Origin of the sequence: Thermoactinomyces daqus (assembly GCF_000763315.1) — a bacterium.
GTDB lineage: Bacteria > Bacillota > Bacilli > Thermoactinomycetales > Thermoactinomycetaceae > Thermoactinomyces_A > Thermoactinomyces_A daqus.
Genome location: NZ_JPST01000012.1, coordinates 107679 through 121614 on the forward strand (window position 1 = coordinate 107679; position 13936 = coordinate 121614).

11 protein-coding genes and 2 pseudogenes are annotated in these 13936 nt (G+C 52.3%); 10 read left to right on the forward strand and 3 right to left on the reverse strand.

Translation table 11 applies throughout. From position 1 onward, the window contains the following. Nucleotides 1-587: 587 nt before the first annotated feature. The 3 genes and pseudogenes from JG50_RS0105410 to JG50_RS0105420 form a co-directional block, all read right to left on the reverse strand. On the reverse strand, nucleotides 588-815 hold the full coding sequence (locus tag JG50_RS0105410; protein WP_033100088.1) for a helix-turn-helix domain-containing protein: 228 nt from the start codon (nucleotides 813-815) through the stop codon (nucleotides 588-590). Nucleotides 816-828: 13 nt separating this feature from the next. After that, nucleotides 829-1304 (reverse strand): annotated as a pseudogene (locus JG50_RS18110) (DUF2975 domain-containing protein). Between the two features lie 158 nt (nucleotides 1305-1462). Continuing rightward, nucleotides 1463-1735 (reverse strand): hypothetical protein, encoded by a 273-nt coding sequence (locus JG50_RS0105420; RefSeq protein ID WP_152568490.1) that lies wholly within the window; start codon nucleotides 1733-1735, stop codon nucleotides 1463-1465. 147 nt (nucleotides 1736-1882) lie between these two features. Between JG50_RS0105420 and JG50_RS0105425 the strand changes: the two genes are divergently transcribed. From JG50_RS0105425 to JG50_RS18115, 10 genes and pseudogenes are all read left to right on the forward strand, one after another. Further along, nucleotides 1883-2860 (forward strand): DUF3048 domain-containing protein, encoded by a 978-nt coding sequence (locus JG50_RS0105425; RefSeq protein ID WP_033100090.1) that lies wholly within the window; start codon nucleotides 1883-1885, stop codon nucleotides 2858-2860. Nucleotides 2861-2942: 82 nt separating this feature from the next. Beyond that, complete coding sequence (locus JG50_RS0105430; RefSeq protein WP_033100169.1) at nucleotides 2943-3263, forward strand: YerC/YecD family TrpR-related protein; 321 nt, start codon at nucleotides 2943-2945, stop codon at nucleotides 3261-3263. 95 nt (nucleotides 3264-3358) lie between these two features. Beyond that, nucleotides 3359-4045, forward strand: a pseudogene (pcrB, locus tag JG50_RS0105435) (heptaprenylglyceryl phosphate synthase); the annotation flags it as partial. A gap of 109 nt (nucleotides 4046-4154) precedes the next feature. After that, nucleotides 4155-6344, forward strand: coding sequence for a DNA helicase PcrA (gene pcrA, locus JG50_RS0105440; RefSeq protein ID WP_033100091.1), 2190 nt, complete (start codon nucleotides 4155-4157; stop codon nucleotides 6342-6344). A gap of 18 nt (nucleotides 6345-6362) precedes the next feature. Then, on the forward strand, nucleotides 6363-8399 hold the full coding sequence (ligA, locus tag JG50_RS0105445) for an NAD-dependent DNA ligase LigA (RefSeq protein WP_181735414.1): 2037 nt from the start codon (nucleotides 6363-6365) through the stop codon (nucleotides 8397-8399). Between the two features lie 218 nt (nucleotides 8400-8617). Next, nucleotides 8618-10303, forward strand: coding sequence for a transglutaminase domain-containing protein (locus JG50_RS0105450; RefSeq protein ID WP_033100172.1), 1686 nt, complete (start codon nucleotides 8618-8620; stop codon nucleotides 10301-10303). Nucleotides 10304-10538: 235 nt separating this feature from the next. Continuing rightward, on the forward strand, nucleotides 10539-11477 hold the full coding sequence (locus JG50_RS0105455) for an RluA family pseudouridine synthase (protein WP_033100092.1): 939 nt from the start codon (nucleotides 10539-10541) through the stop codon (nucleotides 11475-11477). Between the two features lies 1 nt (nucleotide 11478). Continuing rightward, a complete protein-coding gene (locus JG50_RS0105460; RefSeq protein ID WP_033100093.1) occupies nucleotides 11479-11931 on the forward strand; it encodes an NUDIX domain-containing protein in 453 nt (150 codons plus the stop codon). Between the two features lie 285 nt (nucleotides 11932-12216). Then, entirely contained in the window at nucleotides 12217-12819 is a 603-nt protein-coding gene (locus JG50_RS18685) for an esterase/lipase family protein (RefSeq protein WP_052154024.1), read from the forward strand. A 21-nt stretch (nucleotides 12820-12840) separates the two neighbouring features. Then, nucleotides 12841-13866: a hypothetical protein gene (locus tag JG50_RS18115; RefSeq protein ID WP_052154025.1), complete on the forward strand. Its 1026-nt coding sequence runs from the start codon at nucleotides 12841-12843 to the stop codon at nucleotides 13864-13866. The last annotated feature ends 70 nt before the right edge of the window (nucleotides 13867-13936 follow it).

The following is a 13936-nucleotide window of genomic DNA, read 5'->3' on the forward strand; positions in this document are numbered from 1 at the left end:
GCTTCATGATGTAAACAAATACAAAGGGGTTTTAATAAGTCACTGGACGATCAGAAATCATAAAAGCAAAGCCTTTACCGGAAATGTAATTGGCCCCCGAGGAAGGGAATTCCTGTCTCCTTGATGAAAGCCGTCCCGATGAGAAGAGGACCGAAAGTGTGACGGCATGACCGGATTCTGGGTGTCTTCAAGACATCTGTTCCAAACAATCATAAGGTAATCACAGTAAGAGAGGTCGGCGGTAAAACAAGAACTGTCACTATTACCTATGTATAATAAAAAGCATAGATCAGCAAGGAGAGTTTGATTTTTATTATTTTTCAAATTTCCCTGAATCACTGAGGAGGAAAGGGCATCTGAAGATAAAGGAACATCAATGAGTAAAAGCAGTTATTCGTAAACAAAATTACGACTTACAAATGTTGCGCAAGGTGATCCCTGAGGCTGTTGACAAAAGAAGGTCAACAGCCTTTGTCTGTGAAATCGGGTATCTGTCTGGCATTCGTTCTGAAAGACCTTGCCGGCTTTAAGCCTGGGATGCCGACCAGGAAAAGGCGTGTCGCCGGTATTTCGGAAACAAGTAAATGTCAATGTGATTCTTTCGTGTCTTCGTCGCTTTTGTATTCTAAAATATCTCCGGGCTGACAGTCCAAAGCCTTACAAATTGCCTCCAAAGTTGAAAATCGAATCGCTTTTGCCTTTCCATTTTTCAAGATCGAAAGATTGGCCATCGTTATCCCGACCCTCTTTGAAAGTTCCGTGACGCTCATTTTCCTTTTAGCCAGCATCACATCAATATTGATTATTATTGCCACGTTGTTATTCACCTCAGATCGTTAAATCATTTTCTGATTTTATATTAATAGCATCTTGTAAAAGTTTTTGAAGAACAGTAGTAAAAACAGCGACCACCATAGAGGCGAATATAATAACCAAGTCGATTGGCATAAAACTTGGAGGGTCAATTTTTTTGACATCAGATAGTAGAGTGGCATTCCCAGCAGGTATAGGGTACTGATAGTGATGGCACAGAATTTTATATTCTTTAAAGCTTTTACCGACAATTCCGAGAACGCTTGCTTCTTATCTATATAGCTTAAAAGGTTAAAGGATTGATACAGAGCAATGTAAAAAGGGATCGCTGCCGCGTACATATCAATTAAAATGAGAGGTTTCAAATAAGAGAGATCCGGATACAATTCTGCAGCAAAATTCCCGATCTTGGGAACCAAAAAAATGCACAGTGCAAGAACCATGATTCCGATAAAAATAAGAGTCAGTTTTAAAAAAAGTGTTTCCTTCATATCGAAAGCCCCCCGCTTACATATTGTCGGTTTGATTATAAAACATATCTTATCGTTTTGGGATATATTTTTATTGAATTTCAATACAAGCAGGGGGATGGCATCATACATTCACCCAGAGGAAAAAATGAAAACCCCAATAAGACGGGGTTTTATGGTCATCCTTGCTTATTGTTTAATTCCTCAGCCAAACGTGCGCCTTCTTCCTTGATCACGCGTTCAATTTCATCGATCATCTTCATTCCGTCAGGCTGGCGTTGCAGTTTTTTCATGTCCGGTTCCAGAAACTGCACTTTGGACCCGTTCAGGGTTTGAATGTAGCGGGCCACGCTGGCCAAAAGTTCTTCTCCGTCTTGCACGACGGCATAGCGGATCACGTAAAACGGGTGCTGATGTTCTTCGAGGCCGCGGGTTTCCACATGGTAAGCCACTTTTTTCACCTCCGGTCACTTCTTCCTGTCTCTGCTAATTGTATCAAATTTTTTGCAAAAAAATGCAGGCTTTTCCCCGTGTGGGCGGAGTATATGGTAAGGGATGGCGATTTTTCCGGGCAGGCAACAGAAAAAGGAGGGCTTCGTATGAAAAGAAAACGTTGGCCATGGATCATGGTGATCGCGTTGTTGCTCACTGCTTGCGCCAAACCGCACGCCCCGTCCGAGCCGAAAGGAGAGCAGCCTCCGCCGGCAGCGTTGAGCCCGTTAACCGGTACGCCGATCAGCGAGGGAAAGCGTCCGCTTTTGATGGTGATGATCAATAACCATCGCCAGGCGCGGCCGCAGTCGGGGCTCCAGCGGGCGGATGTGGTGGTGGAGATTCTGGCGGAAGGGGAGATTACGCGGTTTGCCGCGTTTTATTTCAATGATCTGAACGGAACGGTAGGGCCGGTGCGCAGTGTTCGCCCTTATTATCTCGATTTGGCTGAAAGGGCGCATGCGGTGGTCGTCCATGCAGGAGGGTCGACCGGTGCCCTGAAGCAGATCAGGGAAGGGGATATTCCGCATCTGGACGGGATTCATCAGGATGCGCGTTATTTTACGCGGGTATCATTTCGCAAGCCGCCGCACAATCTGTACTCCCGGCTGGAGGAGTTGGAACAGGCCGCCGAAAAAAAGGGAGAAGTGCCGTCCATCCGGGGAGGTTACCATTTCGCAGATGCTCCGGCCACAGAAAACGGGCAGGCGGCCTCCGAAATCCATCTCGTTTACCATCCGCTTTATGCCGCGGGTTATCAATATGATCGTGCCACAAACGCTTATATCCGGTATACTGAAGGTGAGAAGCAAACCGACCGTGACACGGGGCAGCCTCTGTCGATGCAAAACGTGTTGGTGATCTTCGCCCGGCATCGGGTGCTTGATGCGGCCGGCCACCGGGAGGTCGATGTGACGGGAAAGGGAAAAGGTTACCTGTTCCAGCGAGGGAAAGGGATTCCGATCGAATGGAGATTCCGCGACGGCTGGATTGTTCCCTTCAAGGACGGAAAAGAAGTCGGCTTGCTCCCGGGGAAAACATGGGTCAATATTTTGCCGGAGACCGGGAAAGTCTCTTTTCGATAAACGGGATTTTTTGATATACTTGTCGAAGGTGATACGTTAAAGGATGAAAGGATTTTCCTTCCGCCAAGAGGAGGATGGACGCATGCAACTGAATAAGCTGAATAAGAAAGAAGTCGACCAACTTTTTCATGCGATTCTGAAACTGGAGACGATAGAGGATTGCTATCGTTTTTTTGATGATCTCTGCACGGTCGGCGAGATCAAGTCGCTGGCCCAGCGTTTGGAAGTGGCCCGCATGCTTCAGGAAGGATATACGTACAATCAGATTGAAACGGAAACCGGGGCCAGCACGGCGACGATTTCCCGGGTTAAGCGGTGTCTTCATTACGGAACGGATGGTTACAAACTGGCGCTGGACCGGCTGTATGGAACGCCCGGTACGCCGGATCCGGCGGGTGAGTGAGAAAGAATCAAAAAAGGTCGCTGACCGAGTAGGAGGTTGGCGCTCTTTTTTTGTATAATAGGATTTGTAGTTTTGGGCGGAGGGAACGTGACAATATGATCAAGCAAATGGCAGCTGGCTGGCGGCATGTGTTTAAGCTGGACCCGAACCGTGCTTTGTCCGATCTGGCCCTGAAGATGATTTGTCTTTCGGAGACGGATGCCATTGTCGTGGGAGGGACGGATGGCATCACCTTTGCCAATACATCCGCTCTGCTCGAACGGATTCGCCGGTATTCGGTCCCGTGCGTGCAGGAAGTATCCGATTTGTCCTCCGTCGTTCCGGGATTTGACGGATATTTGATTCCGACCGTACTCAACACCGAAGAGATGAAATGGGCGCACGGCATGCATTTTGAGGCGATCAGGCAGTATGGCGATTTGATTCCGTGGGAAAGATGCCTGCTGCTCGGCTACGTGATTCTTAATCCGGATGCCAAGGTCAGCCGTTTGACAAAGGCGGATGCCCTGCTGCAAGAGGCTGATGTCACTGCGTATGCCCGTTTGATCGAACACCTGTTTGAGTGGCCGGTTATGTATATCGAATACAGCGGACGGTTTGGCGATCCGCAGATGGTGCTGGCGGCGCGCAAACAGTTGAAACGGGCACAGTTGTTTTACGGCGGCGGGATCAGCAACCGGGAACAGGCTGAAAAAATGGCTGAGCTTGCTGATACGGTAGTGGTGGGAAACCTTGTATATCGCAATGTGGAAATGGCGGTGCGAACAGTGAAATGGGTGCAGGAAACGAAGAAGCGTTTGACCGAACCGGAGCAGGGGCCGGCGACGGACAAGGCGGATGCCGTGCCCCTCGAACCAAAAGATTTGAAAAATGATGTGAAAGGGTGAAAAGATGCTGGATCAGCGCTCGACGGAGAACTTGCTGGCGGGGTTGAACCCGATGCAGAGAAAAGCGGTGGAGACGACGGAAGGTCCCGTCCAGATCATCGCCGGTGCGGGCAGCGGAAAGACCCGTGTATTGACGCATCGGGTTGCGTATCTGCTGGCGGAGAAACGCATTCATCCCTGGAATATTCTCGCCATAACATTTACCAATAAAGCAGCCCGGGAAATGAAGGAACGGATCACTTCACTGGTGGGGTCGGCGGCTGAGGAGATCTGGATTTCCACCTTCCACTCGATGTGCGTGCGCATTTTGCGGAGGGATATTGACCGCCTCGGATATTCACGCAACTTTACCATCCTCGATACCTCAGACCAGCTGACGGTGATCAAGCAGGTGCTGAAGGAGGAAAACCTCGATCCGAAAAAGTTTGAACCCCGTTCGCTTCTCAACAAGATCAGCCAGGCGAAAAACGTACTGCTCGGACCTGAGCGCATGAAGATGCAGGCTCGGACATTGCTGGAAGAAGTGGCGGCCGATGTGTACGCGAAGTATCAGCAGAAGCTGAGAACCAATGAATCGCTCGATTTTGATGACCTGCTGATGGAAACCGTTCGTTTGTTTGATCTCAATCCGGAAGTGAAAGACTATTATCAGCGCAAATTTCAGTACATTCATGTCGATGAATACCAGGATACCAACCATGCTCAGTATGTACTGGTCAGACTTTTGGCAGGACATCATAAAAATATCTGCGTCGTCGGGGATTCGGACCAATCGATTTACCGCTTTCGCGGCGCCGATATTTCCAATATCCTCAACTTTGAACGGGATTATCCGGAAGCGACCGTCATCAAGTTGGAGCAGAATTACCGCTCCACGAAAAACATTCTGGCGGCGGCCAACCATTTGATCGCCCATAACACGGAGCGGAAACCGAAAAACTTGTGGACGGAAAACGACCGGGGGGAGCCGATCTGCCAGTTTGAGGCGGGAACGGAGCATGAAGAAGCGTATTATGTGGCGGAAACCATTTTGAAAGGACGCCGGCAAGGAAATCATTATCGTGATTATGCCGTTTTGTACCGGACCAATGCGCAGTCCCGCGTGGTGGAGGAAGTGATGCTCAAATCCAATATTCCTTACACCGTGGTCGGTGGAATGAAATTCTACGAACGGAAAGAGATCAAGGATATCCTGGCTTACCTCCGGCTGATCGTCAATCCGCACGATGACCTGTCGTTGATGCGTGTGATCAATGTGCCGCGCCGGGGAATCGGAGCAGCCTCGCTGGAAAAGATTGAACGATACGCCAGGGAGCATCAGCTCTCGTTGTTCAGCGCCTTGCTCGAGCCGGAACATATCGGCCTGACGAAGCGGACGCTCGACCCGATCAGCGAATTTGTCAGCATGATCCGCGAGTTCCATGCGATGATTGACTATCTGTCCGCTTCGGAAATCACGGAGGAGATGCTGGAGCGCAGCCGATACCGGGCTGAGTTGAAGAAGGAAAATACGCTGGAAGCAGCGGGCCGGTTGGAGAACATCGAGGAATTTCTCTCGGTGGCACAGGAGTTTGAGAAGAAAAACGAGGATAAATCCCTTGTCGCCTTTTTAACCGACTTTGCCCTGATTTCCGATATTGATGCGCTGGATGAAGAAGCGGAGAAGGAAGACGGGGATGCGGTTGCGCTGATGACCCTGCACAGCGCAAAGGGATTGGAGTTTCCCTATGTCTTTTTGATCGGGATGGAAGAGGGGATTTTTCCACACGTTCGTTCCCTGGATGATGAAACGGAGATGGAGGAAGAGCGCCGCCTCGCATATGTCGGCATCACCCGTGCCGAGCGGGAGCTTCATCTTACGCGGGCACGGACGCGCACGATTTACGGTCAGACCAATTCCTATCTGCCGTCCCGGTTCCTGGAGGAGATTCCCAAGGAACTGGTGCGGGCCGTCGGAGGAAATGAGAACGTGACCCCGCTGGCATCCGTGCAGAAGCGAAGCCCTGTGCGCCGGGAGCCGAACACCGACTTTGACTGGATGGTTGGAGACAAGGCGAAACACGGAAAATGGGGAATCGGGACAGTGGTAAAAGTGCAGGGGGAAGGGGAGGATCTGGAGCTGAATATCGCATTCCCCGCTCCGATCGGCGTCAAAAAATTGCTGGCTAAATACGCCCCGATTACCAAAGCTTGATTTCTTCCCTTAAGGAGGATGAACGGTTTGAATTTGGACGATGCAAAAAAACGGGCTCAGGAATTGCGCCAACTTTTGCATGAGCACAATTACCGCTATTATGTGCTGGACGATCCGGTGATTTCCGATGAGGAATACGACCGGCTCATGCGTGAGCTGACGGAGATCGAAAAGAAGTTTCCCGAACTGATCACCCCTGATTCCCCCACGCAGCGCGTCGGTGCCGAGCCGTTGCCGTATTTTGAAAAAGTGGTGCACAGCTCGCCGATGTTAAGCCTTGGAAACGCGTTTAATGAGGAAGATTTGCGCGAATTTGACGAGCGGGTGCGAAAAGCGGCGGGGGAGCGTCCGGTTCGCTACGTGTGCGAATTGAAGATCGACGGTCTGGCCGTTTCGCTCCGCTATGAGGACGGTTTGTTCGTACGCGGGGCGACGCGGGGCGACGGGACGACCGGAGAAGATATTACGCAAAACTTGAAAACGATTCGTTCCCTGCCGCTGCGTCTCAATGAACCTGTGACCCTGGAGGTTCGCGGGGAAGCGTTTATGCCCCGGGCCGCGTTTGAGCGTCTCAACAGCCGGAGGGAAGAACGCGGGGAGCCGTTGTTCGCCAACCCGCGTAATGCCGCTGCCGGTTCGCTGCGCCAGCTTGACCCGAAACTGGCGGCAGAACGGACGCTTGATTTGTTCATTTATGCCCTAGGTGAGGCGGATGAGGAACATTTGTCCACCCATGCGGAAACGCTGGAATGGCTTTCGCGGCTCGGGTTCAAGGTGAATCCGGCACGCCGCACGGTCGGGCGGATCGAGGATGTGCTCGCTTTTATCGAGGAGTGGAAAGAGCGGCGTCCCAACCTGTCGTATGATATCGACGGGATTGTCATCAAAGTGGATGATTTGCGTCTGCGCGAAGAGATGGGCAATACGGCGAAAAGCCCGCGCTGGGCAATTGCCTACAAATTTCCGGCGGAAGAAGCGGTGACCGTTTTGCGCGAGATCGAACTGAACGTCGGCCGAACCGGCGTGGTCACTCCGACTGCCGTGTTGGATCCGGTCCCCCTGGCCGGAACTATCGTCAAGCGCGCCTCCTTGCATAACGAAGACATGATCCGGGAAAAAGGGATTATGCTCGGCGACCATGTGATTGTGAAAAAAGCGGGGGATATTATCCCCGAAGTGGTCGGTGTGCTCAAAGAGAAGCGCACGGGGGAGGAAACGCCGTTTTCCATGCCGACCGAGTGCCCGGAATGCGGGAGCCGGCTGGTCAGGCTGGAAGGAGAGGTCGCTCTGCGCTGCATCAACCCGGAATGCCCGGCCCAAACCCGTGAAGGGATTATCCACTTCGTCTCCCGCGGGGCGATGAATATCGACGGATTGGGAGAAAAAGTGGTGACTCAGCTGTTTGAGCACGGGTTGGTTCGTGGGGTCGCCGATCTCTACTACTTGCAAAAGGGAGATTTGCTGAAGCTGGAACGGATGGGCGAAAAGTCGGTGAACAACCTGCTGCAGGCGATTGAAGCGAGCAAGGAAAATTCACTGGAGCGGCTCATCTTCGGCCTCGGCATCCGCTTTGTCGGCGCCAAGGGGGCGAAAATTCTCGCCCGCCACTATAAACGGATGGAGCGCCTGCTTGAGGCCGGGGAAGAAGAACTGACGGCGTTGGAGGAGATCGGGCCCAAAATGGCGGACAGCATTGTCACCTACATGGCCAAACCGGAAGTTCGCGAGACGATTCGGCGCCTCAAGGAAGCGGGCGTCAATATGGAGTACAAGGGGGCGGATGATGCGGCTTTCCCTGCTGCGGAAGGTCATCCCCTGGCCGGAAAAACGGTGGTGATCACGGGAACACTGGAAAGCATGTCCCGCAATGAAGCTTCCGCCCGGCTCGAATCGCTCGGCGCCAATGTGACGGGAAGCGTCAGCAAGAAGACCGACTTGCTCATCGCCGGCGAGAAAGCAGGTTCCAAGCTGGAGAAAGCGCAAAAGCTCGGAATAGAAATCTGGGATGAAGAACGGTTTTTAAGCATTCTCCCGGAGCCTGTGTCGCAAGTATGAGAAATATGCCCGGATATAATCCCCCTGGCAAAGGCAGTCAGGGGGGTTTTTTATTTGAAATCACTGCCCTGAAAAAGCCCGTCCGACGATTGGCTCACGATTTTTTCCAAAATAAAAAGGGAAAAGGATGATCGATGACAAAAAATAGTAGGAGTCAAAATGGCGGGATGATCAGGTATAATGAGAAAAAAAGAATGAGGGTGAAAGGCCGGAGATTTATGAGTTGGAAATGGTTAGCTACCGGTTGTGCGCTGCTTACTGCCTTCCTCCTGGGAATGTCGTCCGTCGGAGATGGATTCGCGCAGTTGCCCCACCAGCCGAAAGAGGGCTTTTCTTTTGTAAAATGGATTAAACAGTTGGAAGAATCATACATAAGTCAACCAATTGTCTTGCAGCCATATGCCAAGCAATTGAAAGCACGGCTGGACGCACCCAAATACGATCGGGTTTCTGCCAACGGATCTTTGCCGATTTCGGGAACGGTGGAAGATTACGGCAGATTGGCCTCTCCCTATGTTTGGATTCATTTGCAATACGAGGGGCATTCCAAGGGAAATCTTCCAGACACGATGGATTACTATGTGCCGATCAAGGAAGGGCGTTTCAAGCAGACGGTCCGCTTTTTTCAAGGAAAAGGGGATTACCAGGTCTCCGTGCGCCTGCCGGATCTGAAGAAAGAGAATTATTACTATCTCATGACCTCTTTTACGGCAGATAACCAGAGCGATGAGATCAGCCGCGACATCGTTTACAGCGTGACGGCCAGACAAGCAGGACTTTCGCTTGCCAATCCTTCCCAAGGCTATGTGCAGGCGGACGATGAGGTTCTGGTAAAAGGAAGTGTGGGCAGCGGCATCCAGCGTGTGCTGATTCAGCTGAAAAAAGGGAATCAGGTGTGGCACAAGGAAGTCAGTACGGACCGCGGCCGGTTTGCCGAACGGGTTCCCTTGCTGTACGGGCAGGGGATTCACGAGATTCAGGTGATGGTTCCGGCCCGAAACAAACCGGATACGTTTATTGAAGGAGCCACTTTATTTGCCGAGCACACGAAAAATGTGGAGCGAAGCCCGGTCATGTTTACCTCGCTCTACAGCAAGCGCGGCATCCATTTGCTCTCTCCCGAGGTCAGCGGAGACATCGCTGATTTGTCCTTCCGCATTGCCGGCACGATTGATCCGTCGGCAGAGGATGCAAAACAGACCCGGTATATGGTCGTGCGCACGCAAAAAGGAGAGGACAAGGCGACATACTTCATCCCGGTTCACGACTATCGCTTTGACGGGAAAGTCTGGCTCCGTTTCGGCCCCGGAACATATAAAGTGACGCTGTATGTCCCGGAGATCACGCAGAAGCAGCGGGATTACTTCCGCTTCTTTACGGTGGCCGAGTTTGATGTGAAGAGCACGGCGAAGGAAGATCTGCGCGATCTGCTGCCGTCAAGGGGCATCCAGTCCGATGATCCGACGATCGAGTGGCTGGCGCAGCATATTACCGAGGGGGATCAATCGGAACGCTCCAAAGCCAGGGATATTTATCTGTATGTGGCCAAAACGATGAACTATGATGTGGAAAAGTTTCGCAAAAACGAATTTGCCTGGGATGACAGTGCGTTAAAGTCGCTGCGAACCGATTCCGGCGTTTGCCAGGATTACGTCTTTTTAACGATTGCGCTGCTTCGTGCCGAAGACATTCCCAGCCGCTTTGTGGAAGGAATGGCCGGAGGTCAGCGCCACGCCTGGGTGGAAGCGAAAATCGGGGGGCGCTGGGTGACGATGGATCCGACATGGGGTTCGGGTTATATCACGCCGGGCGGCCAGTTTGTGAAGAAGCTGGACATGCGGTATTTTGATCCGGACCCGACCTTTTTTGCCAAAACACATAAACGAACCGGTGTGGTTTACTGAGCATGGGGAAACGTCTCCATGCTTTTTTCTGTGTGGTATAACGCATATCGGGTCGTAATCTCCTCCCTGTGTTCCCAACGGCCGGCCAGGGGCACGACTCTTTTTCCGGGTTTGCTTAAATCCCGCTTCGGGTGGGATCGGTCATGATTGTTTTTCTTGCAAGGAAATGAAACATGGTATACTACTTGATGGCCGGATTGAGTGAATGACCTATTGGAAGCAATTGAGGTGTTTGATGAATACGACGATGTTTCACCATGAGGTGACAGAAGAAGAGAGCGGCAAAATGCTGCATCAGGTGCTGAAGAATCGGTTTCGCTTTTCCAGACGGATGATGAGCCGGCTCAGATTGGGCCGTTTTGTGACCGTCAATGGAGAAGTGATTTATTTTACTGCGCGCGTGCAGGAAGGGGACCGGATTGAAATCCGTTTTCCCGAGGAGGAGACGGATCATATTCCCCCGCAGCCGGTGCCGTTTACTGTCCGGTATGAAGACGAGGATCTCATCGTCATCGAAAAACCGCCGGGGGTGGTGGTTCATCCGACACGCGGGTATCCCGACCAGACTCTGGCCAACGGGCTGATGCATTATTGGCAGAAAAAAGGGGAAAAACACAAAGTCCGCCCGGTTACCCGTCTCGACCGCGACACTTCCGGGCTGATGGTGGTCGGAAAGCATGCGTATGCCCATGCCTTTCTGGCCGAGCAGATGGCTGCGAAACGCTATGAACGCAGCTATCTGGCGATCGTGCACGGTGCGGTGAAAGAAGAGTGTGGAACGATTGACCGGCCCATCAAAATCGATGTGGAGCGCAAAGTTTACCGGTACGCCGGGGAAGGAGAAGGAGGGACGCCGGCGGTTACTCACTTTGAGGTGGCAGAGCGCTTGCCCGGGGCCACTTTGCTGCGCTTGCGGCTGGAAACCGGGCGCACGCACCAGATCCGCATCCATCTCTCGTCAATCGGCCATCCCATCATCGGAGATGAGATGTATGGAATCGCCGAAGAACCGCCGTTGATCGACCGCCAGGCGTTGCATGCGTTCCACCTGCGCCTGTTTCATCCCCGCTTTCGCGAGTGGCTGGAATGGGAAGCGCCGCTGCCGGAGGATATGCAACAGTTATGGGAGCGGTTGAAAACGGGCGGGTTTCCGGCATCTGAGGGGGAGAGATAACGTGCAGCCTGACAAAGAGCGCATCGATGAAATCCGCCCGGCAGTCGCAGTGATCATCTTTGACCGCGAGCGACGCATTTTACTGCAAAAACGGGCGGATGTACAACGATGGGGGCTTCCTTCGGGCCATGTCGAACCAGGGGAAACGGTGGAGCAGGCAGCGATCCGCGAAATCTGGGAGGAAACAGGTCTCAGGGTGCGGATTGTGCGGCTGATCGGAGTTTATTCCGAACCGGATTCACAAATTTTTCATTACCCTGACGGGCGAACGGTTCATTTTGTCACCATCTACTTTGAAGCGGAAATCATCGGCGGTGATCTGTCCGTCCATTCAAGGGAGTCGATGGAGATCCGTTTTTTTCCCTGCGATGAACTGCCGCAAGAGATGATTCCGATGCATCCGAAGTGGCTGGAGGATGCCTTGGCCGCGGGGCACAATGGATTTGTCCGGTAGCAGGCTCCGCTTGTGTCCGACGGTTCATCTTGGCCGGAGCGCTTGCGGGAAAGCGTTTAGTAATCATTTTATTGGATCAGTGCATTCATGTGATAACCAAGACGTGTGGATGAAGCGATTTCCGCTGTCAGAGAGTGAATCCGGCAGTGGGAATCGCAGCTAAGGAATGAAAAGTCTGGTTTTTGAAGCATATTTTTATTATTATTTAGAAGGTTTTTATTAATTATATACTGAATATTATTAATATATTGATAACAATACCCCGATAAAGGAGATGACTGCGACGTGAAAGCGCGATGGCGTTTGGCGCTGGTTTTGACCCTTTGTCTGTTGCTGGCATTGCCGATGAGTATCGTGCAGGGAGCAAAGGCGGAAGTGCCCCCGCCGAAAGTGATGGGACATGTCACTGTTTCCGGTTCTGCCGGTACGGAGTCATTGTCGCCGCCATCCAATTCCACCACGCCGGGAACCTGGTTTGTCGGAGCGACTCCGCCCAATGCCGATTTGAGCAAGCCGCCGATCGTGTTTGTGCAAGGGATGAACGGCAAGGCGCAGGACTGGTGGAGCGATACAAGGTATCACGGGGTTAATGATATGTATGAACTCGCTTATGCAAACGGTTACAGAACGGCTTTTGTCCAGTTGTATGATGCGGCGGGCAACGGATCGGCCAGACCGGAGGACAACGGCAAACTGCTCGCGCAAATGCTGGCGCAAATCTCCGCCTATTTCGGTCAGAAAGTGAATATTGTCGCCCACAGCAAAGGCGGGCCGGATACCCAGGCAGCTCTGGTTGAGTACGGCGCTTATCCTTACGTCAACAAGGTGGTCACCCTTTCCTCACCGCACTACGGTTCGGATCTGGCCAATCTGGCATACAGCTGGTGAGCCGGGTGGCTGGCCGATCTGTTGGGGCAGCACAGTCCCGGGGTCTATTCGCTCCAGACGGGTGAAATGGAGAAATACCGGCAGCAGATCGACTCCAATCCCAATGTTTCCAAAAACGCCTATTTTACTGCTGCGGGCGATGATTGGGGACCATTTATGTCCGCGCTCTGGTTCGGGGGCCTTTATCTCTCCCAATACGGGGCCAATGATGGCATGGTAAACGATTGGAGCGCCGATCTTCCTTACGGGCGACACCTGTTTACCTCCCATGCTGACCATGATTCCATTCGGACGGGATCAGCCTCCTTCAGTCAAATCGATCCCGTCCTGCGCACCGCTGCCGCTTCATCAGTCGTGACGACGGCGGCAAAACCGGCAACACAGGATACTGATCCGGCGGCTGATCAGACGTATGTTCATGGCGGTCCGCTGACCACCGGGAAAACGGAAGTGCAAACCGTTCCGGTTGAGACGGGGCTGGCGCAAGCTGTTTTTGCCGTGCTGACTAAAGGTTCCGATGTAAACGTTTCCCTGGTTTCCCCCAGCGGAAAAGTATACAAAAAAGGAAATCCCGTTTACTCGTCGGGAATCGACCAGGATTTCTTCAAAGGGGCAACAGTTCAGGAATTTCGGGTGGAAAAACCGGAAAGCGGAAACTGGCAGGTTCGCCTCTCCAGTTCCCATGATGACGCCTATCTCTTGACCACGATGTTTTCCGGCGGGGAAGCAGCTTCCTTTTCCGTCGATCTCCCGCGCAGGTGGAGCCGCAATGCCCTGCCGATGTCTGTCCGGTTCAAGCATCTGGAAAAATGGGACCTTGCTGCCCTTCAGGCTCAGGTGAAAGTGCTGACTTCTGCCGACATGAAGAACAAGAAGACGAAGGGACTGCAATTTTCCCTGAAGCCAACGCAGGGTTCCGCTTTATCCGGAGCATTCAAGGGGGCAGAGCCGGGCGTCTACAACTTTACCATCGAGGTGCGCGGGAAAACGAAGCAGGGGTCCCCTTTTGCCCGCACCATCATCCGCTCGGTCTATATCGGCAACTAAATCATCCGCTCTGTTCGCAAAACAAAGGGAAGGGGTGCGACGAGACCAATCGGAAATAAGAAACGGGATG

What these genes read in the sequence shown, in the direction of transcription:
- JG50_RS0105425 (WP_033100090.1), top strand. Translation starts at nt 1,883, where the DNA reads ATGAAAAGAAAACGTTGGCCATGGATCATGGTGATCGCGTTGTTGCTC.
- JG50_RS0105450 (WP_033100172.1), top strand. Translation starts at nt 8,618, where the DNA reads ATGAGTTGGAAATGGTTAGCTACCGGTTGTGCGCTGCTTACTGCCTTC.
- JG50_RS0105455 (WP_033100092.1), top strand. Translation starts at nt 10,539, where the DNA reads ATGAATACGACGATGTTTCACCATGAGGTGACAGAAGAAGAGAGCGGC.
- pcrA (WP_033100091.1), top strand. Translation starts at nt 4,155, where the DNA reads ATGCTGGATCAGCGCTCGACGGAGAACTTGCTGGCGGGGTTGAACCCG.
- JG50_RS0105430 (WP_033100169.1), top strand. Translation starts at nt 2,943, where the DNA reads ATGCAACTGAATAAGCTGAATAAGAAAGAAGTCGACCAACTTTTTCAT.
- ligA (WP_181735414.1), top strand. Translation starts at nt 6,363, where the DNA reads ATGAACGGTTTGAATTTGGACGATGCAAAAAAACGGGCTCAGGAATTG.